We start from the raw sequence: 24453 nt of genomic DNA on the forward strand, positions 1-24453 counted from the left end.
CAATGATGGGAATTGTGACAACTCATCAGTTGTTGGAAATTATTTCTTTACTTTTAATACTATACATGGGTATAGTATTAAAAAAGGAAGGGGTAGATGAAATGAATCAATATCATGTAGGAATTCTATTATTTGACGGCGTTGACGCTCTTGATTTTGCTGGTCCGTATGAAGTGTTTAATTTAACGACATTTTCTAGTGATGATGTCAAAAAGCTGTTTATGAATCAATTGATGCCAGAACAAAAGCCATTTATCGTCAGTACAGTATCAGAGGATGGAAAAACAATTGAGGTGCATAATGGTTTGAAAGTCGAGCCTGATTACAGTTTTCACGATGCTCCTTCCTTTGATGTCGTTGTCATCCCTGGAGGTCCTTATGAAATGATTAAAGCAGTTTCTAATAACCAAACGATTATTTCATGGATTCAAGATCAGAAGGAGGAATCACTTGTGGCATCTGTATGCACAGGTGCATTATTCTTAGCGAAAGCAGGATTATTAAAAGGAAAAAAGGCGACAACAAATCGAGCAGCTCTTGACCTTTTAGAAAGAACGTACCCGGATGTCCAAGTTATTCGAGAAGTGAAATACGTCGATGAAGGCAATGTCATTACTGCAGCTGGTATTTCTTCCGGGATGAATATGTCTTTACATATTGTAAAGAAGCTATTAAATCGAGAAGCTGCTGAACGTACCGCGTATACAATTGAATTTGAAGAAAATATATAGGAATAAAATGAAAAAGACCTTACGTCTTGTAAGAATCGTAAGGTCTTTAAGTATGGAGTAAAAGCATTTGCAATAGGACATATGTTTTAAAAAATCATCATCACAGAGCCGATGATCGTTAAAGCGATAAAGTGATAACCAATTGTAATGAAATAGACGTGCAAAGCATTTTTCGAATTCGTACCGATTCCGAAAACAAAGTCTTTTGCATAGGCAAGAGAGACCATTACCCCGATAAGAGCACCAATTAATGCTCCGTCTCCGATCGTTTCAGCCCCAGTAACGTGAAGTAAAACAGCTAAAGCAACTGATGTCGCAATAGTGACGGCTGATAACAAACCTATCGGAAACTTAGGAGAGTCAATTTTGAGTAGTTCCACCCAGCGGTTTCCAAATAAGAACGGGGAATAATAAATCATGCCAATAACCATATACAAAATGATACCGATTAAAATTTGCCAAATCAAATCTATCTCCTCCTTTCAAACAGTCTACTATATTTTTAAAAGAGTTAATATATTTGGTTAGGTTTTCCATGGTCTATAAAATGTCTATTTCTAAGTAATCATAGATTTAACCTAACTTTTGTACAGGCTGCTCTACGTGAACCTTTTGACGTTTCTTCATTGAATATCCAAGCGTCACAAACATCGAGAGCCATAAAAAGATCGCAAAAGGTGCATATTCAAGTACAGGTACTTGAATAATTGCACTGCACAAAATCGCCAATAAGCTCCAAGGAATAAGTCCTGCAAAGACGACGGTTGAATCTGCAATGACCCTTGCTAAATGTTCCTTGTTAAAATGAGCTTGCCAGTGTGGCAGAAGTGAGCGGCCAGTCAAAATAATCGGGAATGATTGGTTAGGGGAGATTAATGAGACTCCCGCGGCTACACCAACTGTTTGAGCTGTATTTTTCGCAAGTGACGTTTTGTTTGTGAAAATTCGGTGAATGTATGGCTGAACCATTCCTGTATCCTCGATCATTTGGCAGTATGCTCCGACGAGCAGAATGAAAATGATAAACGATGCCATACTTTGCAGCCCGTCAAAGGATGAGATCCCAAAGATCATTGCGTGAACCCACTCACTTGCATGTTCACCACGGAAAATAAGAATGATACCAGCAGTAGCAATACCGAGAGAAAAACAAAGCTTCATATTTTTTCCGAGTAAAATCATGACGAGAAGTACGAATGGTGGGATCAAAGAAATAAGTAAACTTCCCGGATGTAATATGATCTCTTCCGTTGCTATTCCAGTCGTCATATTTTTATCAATACTAATGTCTAATAATAAAAAGATAAGTGCTGTAATTCCAGCAGTTATCACCATCGTAGGAAGGATTGTTTGAAAGTGTTTCTTTGTATTTAACTCTACAGAAAAAGCTAACAGCTGAAAGGAGCTTGATAAAGGTGATGTTCTGTCACCGACAAATGCACCAGAAACGAGAGCACCAGCAACTATTGTAAGTGGTAATCCGAGCATTTCTGCTGTTGCGATTAGTGGAACTCCGACAATGCTTAAGCTGCCTACTGCAGAACCGACGATGAGTGACATCATCGTCGCAATGAGAAATGTCATCACGAAAAAGTATTTAGGTGCAATAAGTGAAAGAAATAGCTGATTAAGATCGGTAATTGTCCCAGATAAAAACCATGTTGGCAGGATGATGCCAATAAATGCGAGGAGCCATGCGACATTTTTGTTTCTGACGACGCCAGTCCACGATGAACGGAGTAAATCGTTATATGTATAGCCATTTTTCTTCGAAAATAGTACAAGAAGAGCAAGTCCGGGAAGGATTGCACCTACGAGCGAAAAATCAACTAATATAGCTGTCATTAAAGAACTGACGGTAACTCCGAGAACAAGTACTAACTCAAAAATAGAAAAACGTTTATTCATCTAGAAACCTCCGAAACGAATAAGGGAATATAAACTACGAACTAAGTTTAACATGAAAAGCCAAGTGCCAGGCACCTGGAAAATGATTCCTAGGTGCCTGGCACTTGGAAGTAATTGGATTCAATTAGTTAGGAAAGTAAATGAGAAAAGTGGTAATAAGTAGATGTGTTAAATTGTTGATGTTTGAATAGATCTATGTGACTTTATGTCGGGGAGAGATTGAGATTATAATATGGATGATGGATAGAAAATAATACGTGTGGAGAAAGGGGGGGCATGATGAAATATGTAAATAAAGGTACTGTATTTTTGTCTCTACTTGTAATCAGCGTTCTAGCTGTTTTCATGACTTTTATCTTTATTGAAAAGGAATCAGATACATATGATTGGCTTATACACGACGATGCAATCGAGTTTATAGAGACTGGTGATGATTTTGAAAATCAATCTTGTGGACAGGTTAAAAATGCTACACAGGGGAGTTTCCGTTTGCCAGTCACTGAAGCAGATGAAACGATCGAAACATATTTAATAGATGATCATTTATCCGTAGAATTAGATTTTGGTACGTGCTCGACATATGGAATGACTCACATTTTATCGAGACATGCACCAGAGCATTTCATCGGTGATCCGACACCTGTTCAATCGTTTTTTGATCCAGGGTTGTCCATCGAACAATATGAAGAAATCATTGACGATATTATTGCTGAAAATGAAGAGGAAATAATGGATCAGGGCTTTACAGAAGACGGTGTAGTCGTTTATGGAGATATTGATGAAGGTTCCGTGCGCCTCGTCATAAAAGGCGGAAAAGTCATTACGATGTATCCGGATGGCTGGGGACTCGGTGATCACCAATAAGGATAAAGGCTGAGTTATTTTACACTCAGCCAGTTTATTTCATTAAACTGTTTCTCTTTCTATTAATTTAACGAAAATTTCTTCATGAGTATGCTCTTGCTCACCCCCATCCTTTCCTATAGCTTGGTGAAATAACTTTTTTCCTACTTCTATTAACGGAATTTCTAATGTCGTAATGTTCATTATTTTTGCGATCGGCTGATTGTCAAATCCCATTATAGCAAGGTCATCTGGAACTTTAATATGGTGCTTTTGACAGCACGTTAACACCCCTGCGGCAACTTGATCACTCGTTACTAATAAAGCAGATGGAGGTTGACCCATTTCTAATAATCGTTCAACGACACGCTCGCCATCTACAAAATCGTAGCAGTCGTAAAAAACATAATGTTGTTTAAACGGTTCATTTATTTCTTTTAAAAAATCACGATAAGCGGATTCTCTTTGCGTACTATTTGTACCTGATTTTCGACCTAAGCAATAGCCGACTCGTTGATGACCTCTTTTGTGTAAATACGTTAATGCATGGATAAAGCTTTTGTAGTGGTCAATGAAAGTTGATGATACTTCCTTTCCTCTAGCATCTTCACATAGAATGATCGGACCATACGCTTCAAACTCTTCGATGATGTCCCAATGACATATTCTTGAGCAAATAATAAGTGCATCAATTTGTTTATGTTTTAACATCATAAGTGCATCAAGCTCACGATCCTTTTCATAATTCGTTTGTATTAACACGAGGTGGTAGTTGTTCTTAACCGCCTCATTAGCAATACCTTCAACGAGAAGGCCGAAATATGGGAGGTTCGTAAAAGGAACGACGACACCGATTAGAAATGTTTTTCCTTTACTTAAATGAACAGCGTTTATATTAGGCTGGTAGTTATACATCTTCATAGCTTGTTCTACGGCTTCCTTCTTCTCTTTACTAACATACGGATGGTTATTTAATACGCGTGAAACCGTCGTTACAGAAACGCCAGCTGTTTTGGCGATATCTTTTATGTTTGCCATCGACTCACCTACTTCTAAACATCTTTTTTTTGCTCTCAAGTATGTTTCACATCTTTAGCTGAATGGACAAAGAAAAGGAGTACTATGAAACAGTCAGTCTACTTTATGATCATGTGTAAAATTACTCTACGCTATCCAATTCTCCTTTATCTACTAGACTAAACTAAATACATAACTTTTCACAAGGTGCCAGGCACCTGGATATGATTCCCAGAATACCCGCTACTTTTTTATTTCAGTTTTTTTGGTGGGAATAAATACCGTGTAACGAAATAGCTTGAAATTGAACATTGCAAAATTTCAAAATACATTATTGACATGTTCGTTATTACGAACTAAAATAAAGTTTATACGAAAGTAGTCGTTCACTCAAATAAATGATCCAACCCTTTTGTTCGTTATAGGGAACGATAAGGCTAGAAGGAACGAACTTACAAAATGAGTAGGTGAATAGCTTGGACCAAAAATCTTCGAAAGAAATCGAGATTAAAAAGATCGTAGAAGCGCTCAAGAAACGCTTCTGGATTATTATATTATTTACGTTAGCAGCAGGCGGCGCAGGTTTTGCATACTTCGAACATACGAAACCAACCTTATTATATGAAGCCTCATCCACGGTTATCATTCAAGAAGAAAACGTAAATATGGAAACATTAAAAGTATTAGTTAAAGAACCAATTGTATTAGAGCAAATTATTACGGAATTAGAACTTAATCAGACGGCTGAATCTTTGAGTCAGCACATCATAATTGAAGATATCAATTCTTCTCAAGTTATAAGGTTTACTGCGATTGATACAACCCCAGATAAAGCGGTGTCGCTTGCAAATACGACAGCTAACATTTTTCCGGAGGCAGTAAATAATACATTAGGGTACAACAATATGGAGGTCCTTTCCGAAGCTACAGTTGACCAGTCTCAACATCCAATAAACGTTCCTTCAAATCGGATGATTTATGGAAGTATTATCATTGGCCTGATTACGGGGGTAGGTATGGCACTGTTATTAGACAGTTTAGATAATAAACTGAAATCAGTTCGTGAAGTTGAAACTCTCCTTGAAACCCCAGTTTTGGGAACTGTTTCAAAGGTTAGTAGAAGAACGACCATTCAAAAAAAAGAAAAAAGAGCTAATCTTTCGAAAAGGAGTGAGACGATTGGTTAGTAAAGCTTTAAAAAAAAACGTAACTTCCTTTTATCAAAATCCGGAATCGACAATCTCTGAAGAGTTTAAGCGAATTAAAGTAAATATCGAGTTTGCGGCATTTGAAAACAAATCCAAAACAATTTTAATCACTTCTCCAAACAAAAGTGAAGGAAAGACTATGATTACGGCTAAGTTAGCGATTACTTTATCAAGAGAAGGGAAAAAAGTTTTATTAATTGATTCATCGATTCATAACCCAACGCTTCATAAAGTTTTTAAAATTAAAAATAACGAAGGTTTGACAAATGTTATTGCAGGCCAGCGAAAGTTGAAGGATACGATTAACCAAACGATGATTGATGACCTGAAAATATTAACAGTTGGACAAATTTCATATAACATAGAAAAGTTGTATCATTCGACTTCAATGGATGAAGTGTTAACAGAAGCTGTTAAGGATTTTGATTTTGTTTTAATAGATTCATCACCGGTACATGAAGGAAACATGACTAAAATCATTGCAAATAAATGTGATGGTGTCATCATGGTTGTGAGAAGTCATAAAACGGAGGATATATTAGCACAGGAAGCTAAAAAGGTGCTGGAAATCTCAAAATCCAAGCTGATAGGGATTATCTTAAATGCTAAACCGAGATCAATGTTTAAGTATTTTAGAAACAAATAATTTTTTTTTAACCTTCATATTCGTTATTAAGAACATTTTGTTCGTTATAGTGTTTTTGTCGGAGTGATTTTTGGTGATGTCTCCTTGCCTTTATCTAATGGAGGCACTCGGCCATGCTGTGGGTGAAAACCTTAGATGCGCGTCATCGAAAGTGTGGTGTGAGGATGGGTTAAATGCCCAAATTTGCTTTGTTTTTTACCAATAGAAGTCAAATACTTTGATGGGTAAAGAGGCTAAAGGATATAATCTCTTTTGCACGTTCATAATTTATTTACATGAAAATAATTTGAGAAGGGAGAAGGGCAATTGACATATCAAAAAAGGCTTCCTCTACTAATATTCGTCGACTCACTTATCGTAGTGACCGCCTTCATTATAAGTATATTTTTATTACATCATTACATTGAACTAATCTTATTTTTCGCTACGCTAGCCATTTTACTTATTTGCTATCATACGTTCTCATTTACTTATAAACTTTATAAAAAAGCATGGGAGTATGCCAGTATCGGGGAAGTACAAATGATTATAAAAACGGCTGTTATTTCAATTATGATAACTGGCGTTATGCAATTAGCACTTTTCCAACAACTTCATTTTCGATTACTGTTTATTACTTGTTTACTTCAAATTGCACTAATAGGAGGATCTCGCCTGTCTTGGAGAATGATGAGGGATAAAATACTTAATCAAAAAAGAACGAAGAAAAATGCGTTAATTGTTGGTGCGGGTGCTGCAGGAACAATGATCGCTAGACAATTAAAAAATAACAGTGAGTCTGGATTAGATCCCGTTGCTTTTATTGATGATGATATAAAGAAACAAAAGCTCGACATCTTTAATATTCCAGTTATCGGTGGAACGCAGCAAATTAAATCAGCTGCTCAAATGTACAATGCTGACATGATTATTATCGCGATCCCTTCTTTAAAAAGAAAAGAGTTAAATAACATCTATTTGGAATGTGCAAAAACGAAAGTGAAAACTCAAATATTACCGATGATTGAAGACTTGGTCACTGGAAAAGTATCTGTAAACCAGTTTCGTGAAGTTGAAGTTGAAGATTTATTAGGAAGGGATCCCGTTGAATTAGAATTTGAAGCAATATCAGAGTCAATTACAAATAAAGTCGTTTTAGTAACTGGCGCTGGAGGGTCAATCGGTTCCGAAATATGCCGGCAAATTTCAGAATTTAAACCTAAGACACTTATTCTGCTCGGCCATGGTGAGAATAGTATTTACAGTATTGAAATGGAATTGAGAGAAACATTCGGATTCAATTCAATGAAACTCGTAACTGAAATTGCAGATATACAAGATTACGAAAAAATAATGACGGTTTTTAACGACCATAAACCTCATGTTGTTTACCATGCTGCAGCTCATAAACATGTTCCATTAATGGAACGAAACCCAGAAGAAGCACTGAAAAATAATGTGATTGGAACAATGAATGTTGCAAAAGCAGCAAGTCTAAATGACGTTGAAACATTTGTTATGGTTTCCTCTGATAAAGCAGTTAACCCAACGAGTGTGATGGGAGCAACAAAAAGGTTAGCGGAAATGGTTATCCAATACATGGATACTGGGAGTAAAACAAAGTTTACTGTCGTCCGTTTCGGCAATGTTTTAGGAAGCCGTGGGAGTGTTATCCCACTTTTTAAAAAGCAAATTCAAAAGGGCGGACCGATTACCATCACCCATCCAGAAATGGTCAGGTATTTTATGACGATTCCAGAAGCTTCTAAACTTGTCATTCAAGCAGGGAGTTTGGCAAAAGGAGGGGAGATATTCGTATTAGATATGGGGGAGCCAGTTAAAATACTTGATTTAGCAAAAAATTTAATTAAACTCTCAGGTCATTCAGTTGAAGAAATCGGCATCCAATATACAGGGATGAGGCGGGGGGAGAAGCTTTATGAAGAATTGTTGAATGCAAATGAAATTCACGATCAGCAAATCTACCCTAAAATTTATATAGGAAAGAGTTCTAGTATTCTTATTGAAGAGATTACAGAGTTGATTGCCTCGTATTCATTATTTAATAAAAGTGCTTTAAGTAAACGAATTGTTCAGCTTGCGAACAAAGGTATTACAGAAAATGAGAAAAATGGAGCCGTTCTATCAGTCTAATATATTTTGATTACGATTGAAGGGAATAATTGATGACAATTCTTTATCTCAACCTTGTCGTTGTGTTTGTTTTTTCATTTGCTGCAAGATACTTTAAAGATTCGCAGCAGCTAAGTGAACACACAAATGTTCGAGCAAGTCTTTATTTTATGCTCATTGCAATGGCGTCTTTAGTTGTCGTAGCTGGTCTTCGAAATAATATCGGAGATACGTATGTTTATCGAAATATATATGAAACAAATGAATTTACGTGGGAATATATTCAAAGCCAAAAAGATATCGGATTTGGCGTATTACAGATGCTTTTAAAAAACTTTTCCGATGATGCTCAACTATTAATCTTTGTGACGGCATTAATTACAAACGTTTTGATCGTGTTTGTTTTATATAAATATACGAAGCTTTTTGAGATTAGTATGTTTGTCTATATTGCTTCGGGGATGTATTTAGTTTCAATGAATGGCGTTAGACAATATTTAGCTGCAGCGATCATCTTTGCTGCAACGAAATATCTCTTCGATGGCAGTTTTAAAAGGTATTTACTTACCGTTTTACTTGCATCAACATTTCACCAAAGTGCACTCGTCCTTATTCCAATTTATTTTATCGTAAGAAGAGAGGCGTGGACAAAGACATCCGCTTTGCTTATCTTATCATCGGTATTAATAGTTTTAGGATACAATCAGTTTTCCGAATTATTATTTTCTCTTTTAGGAGAAGGAGGTTACGGGGAATATCGTGATTTTAATGAAGGGGGGGCAAACATTATAAGAGTAGGTGTGAGTGCTGCACCACTCATTCTCGCTTACTTAGGAAGAGAACGATTTAGAGAGTTGTTTCCTAAAAGTGATTATATCGTAAATTTAGCGCTATTAGGCTTGATTTTTATGGTTATCGCGTCACAAAACTGGATTTTTGCTAGATTTTCTATTTATTTTGATTTATATAACCTTATCTTAATTTCATGGGTTGTACATTTATTTACAAAAAAGGATCAAAAATTCATTTATTATACGATCCTAGTCTGTTACTTCATTTTCTTTATTTATGAATATGTTTTTACACTAAATGTTGAATATAAAAGTGATTTCTTACAGCTTTGACAATGATCACATCATCTTCTTTAACGAATGTGAGGAGGGGAAGCGTGTGAAACGTGTTTTCGATGTCATTGTTTCATTGGTTTTATTAGTCATTTTATTGCCATTAATACTAATCATCGCTTTTACGATCCGTTTGAAGCTGGGGACTCCGATCATTTATAAACAGATGCGCCCAGGCTTAAAACATCAACCTTTTTATTTTTATAAATTTCGAAGTATGACTGATGAAACAGATGGGAAAGGGCATTTATTACCGGACGAACAACGGCTAACTAGATTAGGAATGTTTCTCAGGAAATATAGTCTCGATGAATTACCCCAGCTTTTAAATGTATTAAAGGGAGATCTGAGCCTTGTCGGTCCTAGACCGCTGTTAATGGAGTATTTACCTTTATACTCAACTGAACATCGACATCGACACGATGTGAGGCCAGGTATAACTGGTTGGGCACAAATTAATGGGCGCAACGGGATCTCTTGGGAAGAGAAATTTAACTTAGATGTTTGGTACGTTCATCATCAATCGTTTACTCTCGATCTGAAAATATTAATGTTGACCTTGGTTAAGGTCATTAAATCAGAAGGAATTAATCAGCCAGGAAATGTGACGATTGAGAGATTCAGAGGGTACACATCAAAGGTAAATAGCGGTCATGATTAATCAAGTCATCGTGATCGGTCAAGGAGGACATAGCAAAGTTGTTCATGATGTAATTAAATCGACTCCGTACTTAGAGGTGGCAGGATTTTTAGATGATAAATATGATGAGCTCGGTTTTAGAGGTAAGTACGTGTATGGCCCTGTTTCAGCTGCAATCCAGCTAAAACAGTCATACAGAAACATTTATTTTTTTATTGCGATAGGCAGTAATCGAGTGAGAGAAAAGATTTTCAAAAAACTTAACTTACCTTCAGAGTCCTATCTGTCATTGGCACACCAATCAGCTGTGATAAGTTCGAGTGCGAAAATAGGACACGGATCAGTGATTATGGCCAACGTCGTCATAAATGCTGACAGTCAAATTGGAAACCATTCAATTATTAATACAAGCTCTGTCGTGGAGCATGACAGTGTAGTTGAAGACTTTGTCCATCTTTCTCCATCTGTAACTTTATGCGGATCTACAGTCGTTCGGAATGGAGCTCTTGTAGGGGCAGGATCGAGTGTCATTCCTGGAATCCAAATTGGAGAATGGTCTGTTATAGGTGCCGGTTCATCGGTTATTAATGATATATCACCTTATTGCACAGCAGTCGGGGTACCTGCTCGGGAAACAGCAAATCAAAGAATGCAGAGGAACTGAAGTGATAAGATGAATAAAATGAAAATTTGCTTTGTCACAACAACGTCAATTACGATTAGAAGTTTCTTAATTGGTCAGGCAGATTATTTAAGTAAGCATGGCTATGATGTAACAGTTGTATGCGATGATGACAGTTTGCTAAGGGAAGAACTCCCAGAAGAGGTTCATTATACTCCGATCAAAATGAGACGGGGGCTTGATGGAATCGGAGCTTTGAAAACAATATACCTCCTATATCAGTTATTCAAAAAAGAAAGGTTTGACATTGTTCAATACTCGACTCCAAATGCTGCTTTATATGCAGCGACGGCTTCTCGTTTAGCACGAATCCGCGTCCGCTTATATTGTCAATGGGGGATTCGCTATGTCGGGTTTACAGGTTGGAAGAGAAAATTATTTAAACTACTTGAAAAGACCGTATGCAGCCTTTCAACAACGATAGAGCCGGATAGTAGAGGGAATTTGTTATTTAGCCGAGCTGAAGGGCTATATTGCGACAAGAAAAGCAGAGTAGTCTGGAACGGCAGTGCAAATGGTGTGGATTTACAAAAATTTGATATTACAAAAAAACACGACTGGAGAGCCGAAATTCGTAAGAAGCATAAGATTGCAGAGACGGATTTCGTACTTGGTTTTATAGGAAGGCTTAATAAGGATAAAGGAATTGATGAACTTTTATCGGCATTTAAACGTATTTCTATGAAATATCGAAATACGAAGCTTTTGATGGTCGGTTCAAAAGACCGGAACAGTAGTTTAGATGAAGAGCTTCTTTTCTGGTCGGAGAACAATGAATCAATTATTTACAGCGGATTCACAACTGAAGTTGAAAAGTATATTGCCACGATGAACATTTTTATTTTACCGAGTTATCGCGAAGGATTTGGGTCGGTTGTGATTGAAGCGGAAGCGATGGGAATACCTGTCATTGTTTCGGATATCCCAGGTCCAATTGATGCCATACAAGAAGGTGAAACGGGACTGGTTGTACCGAAAGCAACGGTAGATCCATTGGTTCAAGCAATTGAAACACTCATGACAAATAATGAGATGTATTCACGTTTGAGTAAAAATGCGAGTGAATTTGTTCAACAGAGCTTTGAACAAAGGAAGTTGTGGAAGTATATTTTAGAAGACAAAAATGCACTTTGTAAAGAACATGTTTCGCCAAAGGAGGGGCTAAATGGATAATATGAAACCGAAAGTATCGATTATTATGGGAATATATAACTGTTCCTCAACATTAAAAGAATCGATACATTCACTTCTAGAGCAAACGTATACGGACTGGGAACTCATCATGTGTGATGACGGATCAACGGATCGTACATTTCATATTGCAAAAGAATATGCAGATGAGTACGAGAATATCACGCTATTAACGAATGAAAAAAATCGGGGCCTCGCATTTTCGTTAAATCGCTGCCTTTCTATTGCCAAAGGAGAATACATTGCCCGACAAGATGGAGATGACCGCTCCTTACCGACTAGGCTCGAGAAAGAAGTCACTTTATTACATGATCATCCTGAATTTGACATTGTCAGTACAGGGATGATTTTTTTTGATGAAACGGGCTATTGGGGAGAAATTCGATCTGTTGAAAAACCAGAACCAATTGATTTAGTTGTGCAATCGCCATTTTGTCATGCACCTTGCATCGTTCGCAAGGAAGCTTTGTTGCGTGTAAATGGATACAGCTTCAAACGTCTGACACATCGTGCAGAAGATTATGATCTCTGGTTCCGTATGTACGCGAATGGTTCACGCGGCTATAACATCCAATCCCCACTTTATGAGGTGAGAGACGACCGTCAGGCAATTAGTAGAAGAAAGTACATGTATCGAATAAATGAGGCATACGTACGCTTTCAAGGTTATCGACGTTTAAAACTACCTGCGAAATGCTACTTTTATGCGGTCAGAACATTAATCATTGGTCTGATTCCAAAAGGAATATATAAGCGAATGCGAAGAAAAAAATACTCGCTGTCTTAAATATAGGTGTTGTGTTTTTCATGTCAAACATCAAAATGTGGAGGTGCTTGTTTCGTGGAAAAAACCGATAAAACTAAAATTTACCTCTCTCCTCCTCACCTTAGCGGATACGAGTTGAAATATATCAATGAAGCGATTGAATCGAATTGGATCGCACCGGTTGGACCGCACGTTGATCAGTTTGAAAAAGAAATCGCACATTTTGCTGGAACGAAAGAAGCTGTAGCCTTAAGCTCAGGAACGGCAGCTATACATCTAGCTCTCTTATTGTTAAACGTAAAGAAAGGTGACTATGTATTCTGTTCAAGTCTCACATTTGTAGCAAGTGCAAATCCAATTTTATATCAAGGGGCTCAACCAGTGTTTATTGATTCCGAACGTGATTCTTGGAACATGTCACCACAAGCGTTGGAGAAGGCTTTAAAGGATGCTCGCACTACAGGGAGCCTTCCAAAAGCAGTGATCGTTGTTAATCTGTATGGACAGGTCGCAAAAATGGAAGAGATTGTTGCAATATGTAATCAATATAGTGTGCCAATGATAGAAGATGCTGCTGAATCTCTTGGTTCTACTTATAAAGGACAGCATGGCGGCACATTTGGATGCTTTGGCATTTATTCTTTTAATGGAAATAAAATTATTACGACTTCAGGTGGCGGCATGCTCGTTTCGAATAATGTAAAGGCGATGAAAAGGGCTAGATTTTTAGCGACTCAAGCAAAGGATAGAGCTTCACATTATGAACATAGTGAAGTAGGTTTTAACTATCGAATGAGTAACTTACTGGCTAGTGTAGGCAGAGCACAGCTGCAAGTGATAGAGGAAAGAGTCCAGGCAAAGAGAGCAGTGTTTAATCGGTACTATCAAGAACTAGCTGACATCCCCGGTATTCAATTTATGCCTGAATTACGTGGTACTAGATCAAACCGATGGCTGACGGTCTTGACGATTGATGAACGATCCGGGTTTACAAATGAAGTATTATTAGGGTCACTGGAAGCAGAAAATATAGAAGCAAGGCCTGTTTGGAAGCCATTACACATGCAGCCGTTATTTAAAGGGGCTGCTTTTTATCCTCACAGTGAACTTGAACATGTTTGTGAGAAATTGTTTTATAAGGGAATATGCCTTCCTTCCGGTACAAATATGACTGAGCAGGAGCAAAATAGAGTGATTGAATGTATTAAAAGTCATGTGAAGGTCACCACTCCTTAGTCGAATCAGTACTGATTAACATATAAGGAGAAGTTTGTATGTATGATAGAAAACAAATAAAAGTGTTGCATGTTGTCGGGAAAATGAACCGGGCTGGAACGGAAACAATGTTAATGAATATGTTTAGACAGCTTAACCGTGATGAAGTAACCTTTGACTTTATTTTATACAGCCAAGAGGATGGCGATTATGATAACGAAATTAAACAGTTAGGCGGAAATGTCATCAAGCTGACGAAAACAAACTCGATTTTACAGTTAGTAAAGGTCATGAAACGCCACGGCCCATATGATGTCATCCATTCGCATACATTGTTTCATTGCGGGATTGCAAATGTTGCAGCTAAACTAGCAGGGATAAACGTACGAATTGCTCATGCTCATACAACATTAGATAACAGCAATCAGCTATCAAGAAAATGGTATATGACCTTAATGAGGTATCTCATTGAGAAATGTTCGACGCACTATTTGGCTTGCAGCAAAGAAGCAGGTCATTATTTGTTTGGAGAAAAAAACGTCAATAAGCCAAAATATGCTCACTTTCCAAATTTAATTGACTACAGTTATTTTTTTCAACATCGAGAAGCAGAAGTCCGGAAGTTTAAAGAGGAACATCATTTAGATGATTGTCTCGTCATCGGTCATATTGGAAGGTTTACAGAAGCAAAAAACCATCGCTTTCTACTGAAAATACTATCCTGTTTACTTGAACAGGGTCATAATGTTCGCTTAATGCTCGTTGGAGAAGGCGAACTTCGCCGCGATATAGAAGATCAAGCAAAAAAGAAAGGCGTTCATGAACAAATTGTATTTGCTGGGAAACGAGATGATATTCCAACGATGCTTCAAAGTATGGACATTTTTGTGTTTCCATCCATTTATGAAGGGTTCGGATTAGTTCTTCTAGAGGCGCAGGCAAGCGGGTTGCCTTGTCTCGTGTCAGAAGCGATCCAGCCGGAAGCAGACTTAGGAATTCAGTTGATGACTCAACTTTCATTAACAGAAGGAGTAGAAGTTTGGTGTGAGGAAATATTGGAGCATTCGCAACAGCGAGAAACCGACAAACACAAAATCTTAGATGCATTTGAAAAAAAAGAATACTCATTATCAACAGGGTTATTAAAGCTGTCAGCTATTTATCAAGAAAGTTGAATGGTTTTGGAGGCGCGTATGAAAAAAGTATTGATAGCTTCATTTGATTTGGAAGTTGGCGGAGTTGAAAGAAGTTTGATCAGTATGTTAAACAACTTTGATTATGAACGACATCTAGTAGACATGATGCTTTACCGTCATTCAGGTGACTTTATTCATTTGCTGTCACGAAACGTTCATTTGTTAGAAGAGGAAAAAGCTTATAAAACGTTCAGACTATCGATTCGTGAAACGATAAAAAGTGGAGCACTCATGATTGCGCTCGCGAGGATCTTTGCGAAGTATCGAGCACAGCGAAATCGATCACCTGAAACCGGTTATAGACAGATGCAATATATGTGGCGTTATTCCCTCCCTTTTTTACCTAAATCGAAAAAGCAATATGATATTGCGATTAGCTATTTGTGGCCACACTATTATGTCGCCGATAAAGTGAAGGCAAAGCAGAAAATCGCTTGGATTCATACAGATTTTTCAACTGTCGATACGGATAGGGCCATTGACCTTGCGATGTGGGAAAAATTCGATTTAATTGTTGCCGTATCAGACGATTGCAAATCTGCGTTTATTAAAAAATATCCAGCTTTAAAGGAGAAAATCATCGTTATTGAGAATATTACTTCTCCAGAAATGGTTCGGAATTTAGCAGAGGAAGTAGAGGCATGGCCGCTCACAAAAGATGAGCGTTTTAAATTGATAACAGTAGCGAGATATTCTTACGCAAAAGGTCTTGATCAAGCGATTTACGCAATAAAAAAATTAAAGGATAAAGGGTATACGAATATCGCTTGGTATCTCGTCGGATATGGTGAAGAGGAAGAGAAGCTGAAACAACTCGTTAGCGAACAAAACCTTGAAGACAGCTTTCTGTTTTTAGGAAAAAAAACAAATCCATATCCTTTTATGAAAGCAGCTGACCTATACGTTCAACCGTCACGATATGAAGGGAAGGCGGTTACGGTAAGTGAAGCGCAAATACTAGGGAAGCCAGTACTCATTACGAATTATCCAACTGCCAAAAGTCAAGTCCAGCATGGGGTTGATGGTTATATTTGTGATTTATCTGTAAACGGCATCGTTGATGGAATTGAACAATTGTATACGAATCATCAGTTAAGAAACTTGCTCGGTACGCATTGTAAAAGTGTTGATTTTCAAAATAGCAGGGAACTAGAAAAGCTTTATGATGTCATATGAGGAGGAACAATTATGGAATATAAAGTGAGCATTATTGTTCCTATATATAATGTTGAAAACTATATTCACCGATGTATTCAAAGCCTTGTGCTGCAAACATATGAGAATTTAGAAATTTTATTAATTGATGACGGCTCACCTGATCAGTGTGGGGAAATTGCTGACGAATATGCCACGAGAGACAGCCGAATAACGGTTTTTCATAAAAAGAATGGCGGTTTATCAGACGCAAGAAACTATGGTATGCGATATGCAACTGGAGAATTTATCCTTTTCGTAGACAGTGATGACTGGCTTGATCATCAAATGATTGAAAAAATGGTTAACTATAGTTTGAAGTATAAAGCTGAGGTTGTTCAGTCGGCTTTTTATTATGCATACGATGATCATTATCTTTATGACAACCGCTACTATTCAAAAGAAGATGAACCAGTAGTGCTAAATCACCATGATCTTATGGCAGAGCTAGTGATCAATGAAAAAGTGAAAAATTTTGCTTGGGGGAAACTTTTTAGAGCTGAATTAATTTTAGATATACCATTTGAAAAAGGTGTATTATTTGAAGATGTTTTTTGGGCTCATCAAGTTATGGAGCGAGTAAAAACGTATGTTATTTTGCATGAGCCGTTATGCTATTACTATCAACGGAGCGGCAGCATTGTATCGAATTATTCAACTCGAAACTTAGATATTTTAAAAGGACTGAAGATGAGGCACGACTTTATTCAAGCCAATTATCCAGAGCTCATAAACGAATCATACAAAGTCATTTTAAAAACTCATTTAGAACATTATCTTTTACTGTTTTTGAATCGAGATAAAGATCCGAAAGCGCTTCATCGGAAAAAAATTGAAAGGTATATCGAGTATAACGGTCCAGCTTTCAAAAAAGCTGTAAATCATGATCGCGATTTAACGAAGCAGCTACTATTTTTTCAAGTTCACCCTCTTTTCTTTATCGGATTTAAAGGGGGAAGAAAAGTATTAAGGAAACTGAAATTATTATCTGGACCAGTAAAACTCCAACGGTTAGATCATTAGATCCATTTTACAAATGGAAGAAACGGTTTTTCGTGGGGATGGGGGCGATGATCATGCTGACAATCGAAACAGTCAATGATCAGGAATTAAAACAGCGAATAAAAAATAAAACAATTGACATACCTCGTCACGATCAAAAGGTCGTGATTCATGACATTGAACCTCTTTCTTTAATTCGTAGTGAAAGACTCGATATTATCGCTAAATATATTTATGCGTGGTTTATCGAAAATAAAATCCAGAGTGATTGGGGCTTAAAATTATACGATGAACATATTCGCGTCTTGAATAATTATGAAGAAGGGGACGGATCAGGAAAAAAAGGGTTATCGAATTACCTTTCATCTTTTCATTCAACACTTGAATCTATGAAAGAGAAAGGGTTCAACTCCGATGAATCGTTGATTCCGATTGGTGAAAATCGAATTCCACTTGATGGTGCACATCGAATAGCGGCTGCCCTTCTTTATGATCAAAAAGTGAAAACAGTCACAATTAAACAAGAAGAACCAAATTATAATGACTCATTTTTTGTAGATAGAGGACTCGACGCTTTGGAAAGTAAATATTGTGATGCGATAGCTTATGAATATTGTAAGAAGAAACCTCATACGCATCTGTTTATTTTATTTCCTCATGCAGATTTTGAAGGAGCAAAAAAGGTTCTTGAAAAATTTGGATCAATTATATATGAAAAAAAAGTTTTAGTAGGAAACGAAGGTCCGAGAAATTTAATCATTCAACTGTATATAAAAAACGGTTTTCTTTACCATTCTGATAATGCATGGATTGAACAAAAAATAAAAGATTGTTTTATTGGAAAAGGAAGACTGCGAGTTTATTTAATTGAGACACAGCATTTGTATAAAATGAACCTCGAGTTAATGAAACTACACTATTTCAAAAGGAATATGTTTTATGTGACAAAAGATCATGAAAAAACGACAGAACTCGCACAACTTTTTTTCAATGAAAATAGTCTTCATTTTTTAAATAATGGGAGACCGTATCAAAACGCTTCATTAATGAAGAGGTTTTATGAATTTAAACGACTTATAAGCGATTCGAGCGTAAGTAATGAGGAATGTTACTTAGACAACAGTACGGTGTTAGCAGCTTATGGAATGACAGCAGAAACGAATATAGAGGTTGTGCCGCGCAAAATGGACGCTTCGGTTTTTAACGAACACCGAATGAGTGAGTCGGTTTTAAGTAGGTGTAAGAACGCAAATGACCATTGTATAACGGGAGATGATATTTTATTTAATCCAGAACATCATTTTTATTTTTATGGATTAAAGTTTGCATCGTTAAATGTCGTGAAAAAAATGAAGCTTCATCGTCGAGCTGAAAGAGATAAGAGAGATGTATGGAAAATGAGGCGTCGCTTTTTTACTGGCAATGTGTTATTTAAATGGCGAATCGCGATAAGACCGATTATCCAACAAATAAAAATCATTGTCCGGAATATTCGAAAGTCCATGAAAAGTATTAGTGGGAAATCGTTTCACATCTAAACAAAAGGATTAAATTTACTAGGCAGGGGATTGGTATGATGAAGAAAAACGTATTATTTGTCATCGATTCACTGGATTGTGCAGGCGCGGAAAAAAGCCTCGTCACGTTACTTCAGCTGCTAGATTACTCGAAATATTCTGTTGATCTTCAGCTTTTTGCACATGGGCATGTCCTCGAGGAACTTGTACCTGAAGAGGTCAACATACTAAAGCCATTTGAGTATACGACATTTACGAACATGAATGTAACGAATGCGATTGCCCATTCAATGAAAAAGAAAAACATGAACATGATCTACAGAAGATTACGCTACTCCATACAACTGAGGAAAAAGCAATATAACAATCGTCAGAAAGCACGGCTGTATTGGGAAAATGCATCAGCAGTAATCGGAAAAAATCAGAAGCATTATGACGTGGCGATTGCTTATGCCCAAGGGGTTCCGACTTTTTATGTAGCAGAGAAAGTGAAAGCAGATAAGAAATTAGCGTGGGTAAATGTAACTTATCGTTTGGATGACATTGATAAACAATTCCAGAAAAAATATTATGATCAATTCGATAAAGTCATTGCAGTATCACATTCTACAAAGGACATTTTTCTTGAAACATTTCCTTGTTACGCTGATGTCATTGATGTTGTTTATGATATTAATAACGCTCAGTTTATTTCGAGAATGGCGGAAAACGGAAAAGGATATGATGACCAGTTTGATGGAATTAGAATCTTAACCATTGGGAGACTGGATCACCAAAAAGGGTATGATATTGCGATTGATGCTTGCAAAAGGTTAAAAGAAATGGGCGTTCATTTTAAATGGTATGTACTAGGAAAAGGTCCTCTCCAAAAGGAAATTGAAGACGAGATTCGCAAGAAGAACCTTTCGGAACATTTTATTTTGCTCGGAGTAAAAGCAAACCCATATCCTTTTATTAAACATGCTGATATTTACGTACAAACATCGATGTTTGAAGGATTTGGTATTGCGATTGCAGAAGCGAGAATGCTGAATGTTCCTGTCGTTACGACAGAATTTGATGCTGTCTATAATCAAATGGTAAACGAAAAAAATGGGCTAGTCGTGAAAATGAACGAAATAGCGGTTTGTGAAGGGATCACCCGATTAATAAATAGTCAATCATTAACTGCTAGTATTATCGAATATCAAAAATCTGAAAAGAAAGGGAATCTTGAAGAGATTGACAAAGTATATGAGTTACTAGGGTGAAGCGACAGTATACAAAGGCGGGCAGATAAAATGAAACAAAGAATGATGTTTATGGTGATCAATATGAATGTCGGTGGAACAGAGAAGGCGTTATTAAATTTAATCGCTGAGCTGCCAAAGGAGCAATATGATATCACAATCTATATGCTGGAAAAGCAAGGTGACTTTTTACACGACATTCCTTCCCATGTTCATGTCGATTACGTTAAAGGATATCGTATGATTAAACCATTGGTGACAGACTCGCCAAAAAACGTGATCAAGAAACTGGTCAAAAATAGACAATTCGTAAAGGCATGGAAGATGCTGTTTTTATATGTGTTTGTCAAGGTGAAAAATGATAGGCGAATCTTTTTTAAATCGATACTGAAACAACAACAAGCTTTAACAACTAAATATGATGTTGCAGTTGCTTATGCGGGTCCGATGGATCTCATAAGCTTTTTTGTTGCGCAAAAAATAAAAGCGAAAAAGAAGATTCAATGGATCCATTTTGATGTGACGAAAATTTCTTTTGACCGCCACTTTAATAATGAGCTTTACAAACAATTTGATCACGTATATACCGTTTCAAGAGAAGCGAAAGAAAAGCTGGTTGACATACTGCCCTCTATAAAAAGGAAAATTGATGTCTGCCCCAACCTCGTTTCCCCTCATTTAATAAAGTCTTTAGCAGAAAAGGGTAAAAAATTAGCATCCTATCAAAAAGAAGTTAATATTTTAACAGTTGGGAGATTATCTGTTGAAAAAGGGCAGGATTTAGCTATTAAAGCGATGGCAAAGCTCGTGGAACGAGGACATCATGTGAAATGGTACTGTGTTGGGGAAGGGAAGGCAAAACAATATTATGAAACGTTGATTCAGCAATATGGCTTAGAGGATAAGTTTATTTTGCTTGGGTTAGATACAAATCCATATTCGTACATGAAACAATGTGATATCTATGTTCAACCGTCTCGGCATGAAGGGTATTGTATAACGTTGGCAGAAGCGAAAGTCTTCAAAAGGCTAATTGTGACGACAAACTTTACAGGCGCTAAAGAACAAATACGGCATCGCGAAACGGGCCTAATTGTCGGGGCGGATGATCGAGAGATTTATCTGGCAGTTGAAGAGCTATTGCAGAACGAATGCTTGCGCAGCACAATATTTGATCATCTTGAAAATGAGCAAGTGGATCAATCATTTGATGTCAATCAATACTTTCTCGATACAATTAATGGTTAAAGATTTGCAAAAAGAATGAATCATGACCATAACAAAAAGGTGTGAGCATAATGTTCGAAGCGGCTAAAAAGTTATCCGTACTTTTTAATAAACAAGAAAAAAAGAAATTTATCCTTTTATTTGCAATGATGATCATTGCAGCGATTTTTGAAACGATAGGAATCGGCTTAATCGTTCCATTTGTAGGTGTCGTTACGAACGCTGACTTCATACAGCAGCAAGCCGTTTTAGCCTATATATATAACCTATTTAACTTTCAATCTACGAATGGGTTCATTGCATTTTTAGTTGGGATTCTTCTTTTAGTCTTTTTATTGAAAAACATTTACTTATTATTTTTCTTTTACGTACAGTTCAGGATCATTCTCAATCAACAAGTGAAGTTATCTCGTACATTATTTCATGAATATTTAACAAAGCCTTATACTTTTCATTTGCAGCGAAACAGTGCCGATCTCTTGCGCAATGTGAACGGTGAAGTTTCTAATGTCTTTCAAGGGATCATGATGTCATCGTTCCAATTGGCAACTGAACTTCTTATTGTTGCATGTATTTTAATGTTACTTTTTATCACGGCACCTCTTGCAACCTTAACTGCATTCATAATTCTTACTGTCAGTGTTCTTTCTTTCTATATTTTATTTCGCAAGAAGATTAGCCATCTCGGAATTGAGCAGCAAAGGGTGAACGGAACGATGATTAAGTGGGTTAACCAAGGTTTAGGTGCAAGTAAAGAAGTAAAAGTTTCCGGGAAAGAAGCGTACTTCGTGGATGCTTATGGAAGACAAAGTCAAATAAAAGCAAACAACGGTAGGTATTTAAAAATGCTTGAGCAAGCACCAAGATTATTTATTGAAACGATACTAGTCTTTACCGTGTTAGCCACAATGCTCATTGTCGTTTTCCAAGCAGCAAATACTACAGAAATTGTTTCAACTATGGCACTTTTCGCAATGGCTGCATTCAGGTTAATGCCTTCGATTACTCGGGTTATGGCTTTGATTACGGCAATCCGTGTGCATCAGCCTGCGCTAAATGTCGTCTATGAAGATCTTTTTAATACAAAGAGGAAAGAGAAAGAAGAAAACGAAACAGACGAAGAACAGATGAAAACTGTGAGAAACAACGATAAAAGGTCCTTTGTACAATCACTGCAATTGAACGATGTATCTTATCGCTATCCGATGCAGGAGGAATGGGCGGTGAAAAATATCTCATTAACGATTCCAATTGGTGAATCTGCTGCATTTGTCGGTGCTTCAGGAGCAGGGAAAACTACGATTGTTGATATCCTTCTAGGATTATTAATACCTGAAAAAGGCTCTGTCCTAATTGATGGGAAGGAGTTGAAAAAGCAAAAATCGCTATGGCAGCAAAAAATCGGCTATATCCCGCAATTTATTTTTTTATCAGATGATACGATTCGGAAAAATGTAGCTTTTGGATATGAAAGTCATGACATTAATGATGATGACGTCTGGAGAGCATTAGAACAAGCACAGCTGAAGGAATTCGTTGAACAGCTTCCGGATCAATTGGAAACAAATGTCGGAGAGCGAGGCGTGAAATTATCAGGGGGACAGCGGCAGCGAATTGGAATTGCAAGAGCACTCTACACGAACCCAGAAATTTTATTTATGGATGAAGCAACTTCAGCATTGGATACGAACACTGAGAAGGAAATTATGGAGGCAGTAGATGGGCTCAAGGGAGAAAAAACGCTCATTATCATTGCTCATCGTTTAAGTACGATCGAAAACTGTAATATCGTCTTCAAAGTAAATAAAGGCAGGCTCGTTAAAGTTGATCAAAAATCCGAAAGGATCAGGGAAGTCAATTAAATACACAAAACGTCAGATGTCACAAATTATAAGGGGTGATTCTATGCCAACCATCAGTATTATTGTTCCGATCTATAATGTCGATCAATATTTACATAAATGCATTGATTCAATTTTAAATCAATCATTTCAACAGTTTGAGCTTTTACTAATTAATGATGGATCTACAGATCAATCCGGAGAAATTTGTGACGAATATTCCTTGATTGACGATCGGATTCGTGTGATTCATAAGGAAAATGGTGGAGTATCTTCTGCAAGGAATATGGGAATTGATATGGCTGACGGAGAGTATATCGCGTTTGTCGATCCTGATGACACTATTGCTCCAAACATGTATGAAGTGCTGCTAAATTCAGCTGCATCATTTTGTGCTGATATGACAGTCTGCCCAATAAAAACGATAAACGAAATCACTGGGACCGAGTCTGTTTCACAAGTATGGAAAGAAGTGAATTGTGTCCTTGACCGGCATGTGATTCACGAAAAAATACTCCCAAGTATTTTACAACAAAAAGTATACAGTTTAGTTTCTTCAGTAAATAAGCTGTATCGAAAGACGCTTTTTGATCAATCGGGTGTTCGTTTTGATGTAAGGAAGCACCATAGCGAAGATGCCTTATTAAACTTTACTTTTATTACGAAGATTGAGTCGCTTGTTTTTGTTAATGAGCCGCTGTATAACTATTTCATCCGCTCGAGAGAATCATTAACTCGAAAGGTTCGAGAGGATTTTTATGAATATATCCTTGATAATAAACAATTTATGCTTCGAATATGCAAGACAAATGGCCTGAACGCATATGAAAAAACAGTTATAAATCATTTTACAAATGTGACGATAAATTACATTCAAGTAATTGTAAATAGTGACTTACCGAATAAGCGAAAGCTTGAAATTGTTTCAACAATCGTAAATGATGATCAATTTCATCAAGATATTGGAAAATATCATCCCCCAACTCTATTTCTCAAACTCTTGAAATATATGTGTTTCCTAAAAAGTGAGAAGCTACTCTTTTTAATGACGTATTCAAAAGGAAGGCTGCAGCGTACGGGCTATAAAAAAATCGGCGATCCTATTAGCTAGAACAGGATCTACGTAGGTTAAAGGATATAGCGGTTTAAAAGGTGGTGTGTCAT

General features: G+C 37.0%; 22 protein-coding genes. 19 read left to right on the plus strand and 3 right to left on the minus strand.

Features of this window, described 5'->3' with window-relative positions:
* The first annotated feature begins 101 nt into the window (after positions 1 to 101).
* Positions 102 to 731, plus strand: coding sequence for a DJ-1/PfpI family protein (locus tag CD001_RS08770; protein WP_096190535.1), 630 nt, complete (start codon positions 102 to 104; stop codon positions 729 to 731).
* A gap of 86 nt (positions 732 to 817) precedes the next feature.
* On the opposite strand, the gene CD001_RS08775 is transcribed toward CD001_RS08770, so the two are convergent.
* Positions 818 to 1198 (minus strand): DUF1761 domain-containing protein, encoded by a 381-nt coding sequence (locus CD001_RS08775; RefSeq protein ID WP_096187136.1) that lies wholly within the window; start codon positions 1196 to 1198, stop codon positions 818 to 820.
* 106 nt (positions 1199 to 1304) lie between these two features.
* Entirely contained in the window at positions 1305 to 2639 is a 1335-nt protein-coding gene (locus CD001_RS08780) for a Na+/H+ antiporter NhaC family protein (protein ID WP_096187137.1), read from the minus strand.
* Positions 2640 to 2915: 276 nt separating this feature from the next.
* Between CD001_RS08780 and CD001_RS08785 the strand changes: the two genes are divergently transcribed.
* Positions 2916 to 3503: a hypothetical protein gene (locus CD001_RS08785; RefSeq protein WP_218839245.1), complete on the plus strand. Its 588-nt coding sequence runs from the start codon at positions 2916 to 2918 to the stop codon at positions 3501 to 3503.
* A 42-nt stretch (positions 3504 to 3545) separates the two neighbouring features.
* On the opposite strand, the gene CD001_RS08790 is transcribed toward CD001_RS08785, so the two are convergent.
* Positions 3546 to 4520: a LacI family DNA-binding transcriptional regulator gene (locus tag CD001_RS08790; protein ID WP_096187139.1), complete on the minus strand. Its 975-nt coding sequence runs from the start codon at positions 4518 to 4520 to the stop codon at positions 3546 to 3548.
* 455 nt (positions 4521 to 4975) lie between these two features.
* Between CD001_RS08790 and CD001_RS08795 the strand changes: the two genes are divergently transcribed.
* The 17 genes from CD001_RS08795 (at position 4976) to CD001_RS08875 (ending at position 24400) form a co-directional block, all read left to right on the plus strand.
* Positions 4976 to 5686 carry a YveK family protein gene (locus CD001_RS08795; protein ID WP_179298670.1) on the plus strand — a complete coding sequence of 237 codons (711 nt, stop codon included), beginning with the start codon at positions 4976 to 4978 and terminating at the stop codon, positions 5684 to 5686.
* Positions 5679 to 6353 (plus strand): CpsD/CapB family tyrosine-protein kinase, encoded by a 675-nt coding sequence (locus tag CD001_RS08800; protein WP_179298671.1) that lies wholly within the window; start codon positions 5679 to 5681, stop codon positions 6351 to 6353. Before CD001_RS08795 ends, CD001_RS08800 begins: the two co-directional genes overlap by 8 nt.
* 306 nt (positions 6354 to 6659) lie before the next feature.
* Positions 6660 to 8486, plus strand: a complete 1827-nt coding sequence (locus CD001_RS08805) for a nucleoside-diphosphate sugar epimerase/dehydratase (protein ID WP_096187142.1) — start codon at positions 6660 to 6662, stop codon at positions 8484 to 8486.
* A 32-nt stretch (positions 8487 to 8518) separates the two neighbouring features.
* Entirely contained in the window at positions 8519 to 9589 is a 1071-nt protein-coding gene (locus CD001_RS08810; protein WP_096187143.1) for an EpsG family protein, read from the plus strand.
* Between the two features lie 46 nt (positions 9590 to 9635).
* A complete protein-coding gene (locus tag CD001_RS08815; RefSeq protein WP_096187144.1) occupies positions 9636 to 10250 on the plus strand; it encodes a sugar transferase in 615 nt (204 codons plus the stop codon).
* On the plus strand, positions 10243 to 10893 hold the full coding sequence (locus CD001_RS08820) for an acetyltransferase (protein ID WP_096187145.1): 651 nt from the start codon (positions 10243 to 10245) through the stop codon (positions 10891 to 10893). The genes CD001_RS08815 and CD001_RS08820 overlap by 8 nt, the downstream gene beginning before the upstream one ends.
* Positions 10894 to 10902: 9 nt before the next feature.
* On the plus strand, positions 10903 to 12084 hold the full coding sequence (locus tag CD001_RS08825; RefSeq protein WP_096187146.1) for a glycosyltransferase family 4 protein: 1182 nt from the start codon (positions 10903 to 10905) through the stop codon (positions 12082 to 12084).
* Positions 12077 to 12889 carry a glycosyltransferase gene (locus tag CD001_RS08830; RefSeq protein ID WP_257009755.1) on the plus strand — a complete coding sequence of 271 codons (813 nt, stop codon included), beginning with the start codon at positions 12077 to 12079 and terminating at the stop codon, positions 12887 to 12889. The genes CD001_RS08825 and CD001_RS08830 overlap by 8 nt, the downstream gene beginning before the upstream one ends.
* Positions 12890 to 12943: 54 nt before the next feature.
* A complete protein-coding gene (locus CD001_RS08835) occupies positions 12944 to 14104 on the plus strand; it encodes an aminotransferase class I/II-fold pyridoxal phosphate-dependent enzyme (RefSeq protein ID WP_096187147.1) in 1161 nt (386 codons plus the stop codon).
* Positions 14105 to 14142: 38 nt separating this feature from the next.
* Positions 14143 to 15258 (plus strand): glycosyltransferase family 1 protein, encoded by a 1116-nt coding sequence (locus tag CD001_RS08840; protein ID WP_096187148.1) that lies wholly within the window; start codon positions 14143 to 14145, stop codon positions 15256 to 15258.
* Between the two features lie 18 nt (positions 15259 to 15276).
* The gene (locus CD001_RS08845; RefSeq protein ID WP_096187149.1) at positions 15277 to 16455 is read left to right on the plus strand and encodes a glycosyltransferase; all 1179 of its coding nucleotides are present in this window, start codon (positions 15277 to 15279) and stop codon (positions 16453 to 16455) included.
* 12 nt (positions 16456 to 16467) lie between these two features.
* Positions 16468 to 17496, plus strand: a complete 1029-nt coding sequence (locus CD001_RS08850) for a glycosyltransferase family 2 protein (RefSeq protein WP_096187150.1) — start codon at positions 16468 to 16470, stop codon at positions 17494 to 17496.
* Positions 17497 to 17549: 53 nt separating this feature from the next.
* Positions 17550 to 19013 (plus strand): hypothetical protein, encoded by a 1464-nt coding sequence (locus CD001_RS08855; RefSeq protein ID WP_096187151.1) that lies wholly within the window; start codon positions 17550 to 17552, stop codon positions 19011 to 19013.
* A 35-nt stretch (positions 19014 to 19048) separates the two neighbouring features.
* Entirely contained in the window at positions 19049 to 20242 is a 1194-nt protein-coding gene (locus tag CD001_RS08860) for a glycosyltransferase (RefSeq protein WP_257009756.1), read from the plus strand.
* A 30-nt stretch (positions 20243 to 20272) separates the two neighbouring features.
* Positions 20273 to 21469, plus strand: coding sequence for a glycosyltransferase (locus CD001_RS08865; protein WP_096187153.1), 1197 nt, complete (start codon positions 20273 to 20275; stop codon positions 21467 to 21469).
* Positions 21470 to 21519: 50 nt separating this feature from the next.
* Positions 21520 to 23310, plus strand: a complete 1791-nt coding sequence (locus tag CD001_RS08870) for an ABC transporter ATP-binding protein (protein WP_096187154.1) — start codon at positions 21520 to 21522, stop codon at positions 23308 to 23310.
* A gap of 43 nt (positions 23311 to 23353) precedes the next feature.
* A complete protein-coding gene (locus CD001_RS08875; RefSeq protein ID WP_096187155.1) occupies positions 23354 to 24400 on the plus strand; it encodes a glycosyltransferase in 1047 nt (348 codons plus the stop codon).
* Positions 24401 to 24453: the final 53 nt, after the last annotated feature.

This window comes from Evansella halocellulosilytica, assembly GCF_002335745.1.
GTDB classification, from domain to species: domain Bacteria; phylum Bacillota; class Bacilli; order Bacillales; family Salisediminibacteriaceae; genus Bacillus_CA; species Bacillus_CA halocellulosilytica.

Bases quoted from the DNA above. Each gene is read 5' to 3' on its own strand.
- CD001_RS08790 (WP_096187139.1), bottom strand. From the start codon at position 4,520: ATGGCAAACATAAAAGATATCGCCAAAACAGCTGGCGTTTCTGTAACG.
- CD001_RS08850 (WP_096187150.1), top strand. From the start codon at position 16,468: ATGGAATATAAAGTGAGCATTATTGTTCCTATATATAATGTTGAAAAC.
- CD001_RS08865 (WP_096187153.1), top strand. From the start codon at position 20,273: ATGAAACAAAGAATGATGTTTATGGTGATCAATATGAATGTCGGTGGA.
- CD001_RS08860 (WP_257009756.1), top strand. From the start codon at position 19,049: ATGATGAAGAAAAACGTATTATTTGTCATCGATTCACTGGATTGTGCA.
- CD001_RS08780 (WP_096187137.1), bottom strand. From the start codon at position 2,639: ATGAATAAACGTTTTTCTATTTTTGAGTTAGTACTTGTTCTCGGAGTT.
- CD001_RS08870 (WP_096187154.1), top strand. From the start codon at position 21,520: ATGTTCGAAGCGGCTAAAAAGTTATCCGTACTTTTTAATAAACAAGAA.
- CD001_RS08785 (WP_218839245.1), top strand. From the start codon at position 2,916: ATGATGAAATATGTAAATAAAGGTACTGTATTTTTGTCTCTACTTGTA.
- CD001_RS08825 (WP_096187146.1), top strand. From the start codon at position 10,903: ATGAATAAAATGAAAATTTGCTTTGTCACAACAACGTCAATTACGATT.
- CD001_RS08820 (WP_096187145.1), top strand. From the start codon at position 10,243: ATGATTAATCAAGTCATCGTGATCGGTCAAGGAGGACATAGCAAAGTT.
- CD001_RS08840 (WP_096187148.1), top strand. From the start codon at position 14,143: ATGTATGATAGAAAACAAATAAAAGTGTTGCATGTTGTCGGGAAAATG.
- CD001_RS08770 (WP_096190535.1), top strand. From the start codon at position 102: ATGAATCAATATCATGTAGGAATTCTATTATTTGACGGCGTTGACGCT.
- CD001_RS08830 (WP_257009755.1), top strand. From the start codon at position 12,077: ATGGATAATATGAAACCGAAAGTATCGATTATTATGGGAATATATAAC.
- CD001_RS08810 (WP_096187143.1), top strand. From the start codon at position 8,519: ATGACAATTCTTTATCTCAACCTTGTCGTTGTGTTTGTTTTTTCATTT.
- CD001_RS08845 (WP_096187149.1), top strand. From the start codon at position 15,277: ATGAAAAAAGTATTGATAGCTTCATTTGATTTGGAAGTTGGCGGAGTT.
- CD001_RS08855 (WP_096187151.1), top strand. From the start codon at position 17,550: ATGCTGACAATCGAAACAGTCAATGATCAGGAATTAAAACAGCGAATA.
- CD001_RS08875 (WP_096187155.1), top strand. From the start codon at position 23,354: ATGCCAACCATCAGTATTATTGTTCCGATCTATAATGTCGATCAATAT.